Source organism: Rhodoplanes sp. SY1 (assembly GCF_046000175.1).
Taxonomy (GTDB): domain Bacteria; phylum Pseudomonadota; class Alphaproteobacteria; order Rhizobiales; family Xanthobacteraceae; genus Rhodoplanes.
This window is the reverse complement of the sequence record NZ_JBEOMB010000359.1, coordinates 1-908: the sequence shown is the minus strand read 5'-3', so window position 1 is coordinate 908 and position 908 is coordinate 1. Positions and strand designations below refer to the sequence as shown.

The 908-nt window shown below is 70.5% G+C and carries 1 protein-coding gene; it reads right to left on the bottom strand.

Features of this window, described 5'->3' with window-relative positions; translation table 11 throughout:
• On the bottom strand, window positions 1–810 hold an 810-nt coding region (locus ABTU92_RS29645), incomplete at its 3' end, for an ABC transporter substrate-binding protein (protein WP_408095124.1).
• Between the last annotated feature and the right edge of the window lie 98 nt (window positions 811–908).

Here is a 908-nt window from a genome sequence, read left to right as displayed (position 1 = left end):
GTCGAAATAGACCTGCGCGGTGGCGCGCGGATCCTTGGCGGAAAGCGCCGCGGCCTCCAGCAGCGTCGTGGTCGCCGCCCGCACGGTCGCCTTGTCGTCGCGGAACAGCTTGCCCGGCACCCCGAGGATGCAGCAGGTGCGGTTGGCGTAGTCGCCCTCCAGATTGGTGGCGATCTGCACGAAGCGCTCATCCTTGAGATAGAAGTGCGTGTCCGGATCCCAGTGAGCGAGCGCATGCGCCTCGCCCTTCTCGACCGCGAGGCCGAGCAGATTGCCCGGGAACACCCGCCAGTCGACGTCCTTGGAGGCGTCGATGCCGATGTCGGCGAGCCGCAGCGAGATGAAGCTCTTGGTCGGGCTCGACAGGTCGCTGATCGCCACCGTCTTGCCCTTGAGATCCTCGAGCTTCGTCACGTTCGCCGGCTTCCAGCCGAGCAGCCGCAGGCAGCCGCCGTGCGTGCCGGCGACGAGCTTGACGTCGAAGCCGAGCTCCAGCGGCTTGAACCAGCGCAGCGCCATGCCGACGGCGCCCTCGGCCTTGCCGGTGGCGAGCGCCTCCAGCAGTTGCTCGGTCGAGCCGGCGAAGTTGACGGTCTCGGCGGCGAGGCCGTTCTTGGCGAACAGCCCCTTCTCGATGGCGAGCCCGACCGGCGCGGAGCACACCGCGCCGGTGTTCCAGGCGATCCGGAACGGCTTCAGGTTGGCCTGCGCCAGCGCCCCGCTACGGAGCACGAAGGGCGCGGCGAGCGCGCTGCCGGCGGCAGCGGCGAGCAGGCTGCGGCGCGAGACGGGGCCGCCGAACGACGTCATGGTACTCTCCTCGATGCTGACCCGGCGGTCGCGACGCCGGGGAAGACGGTGACGACCGGCGCGATCGACGGCGCGGCCTCGCGCGCCGGAACGCTGAC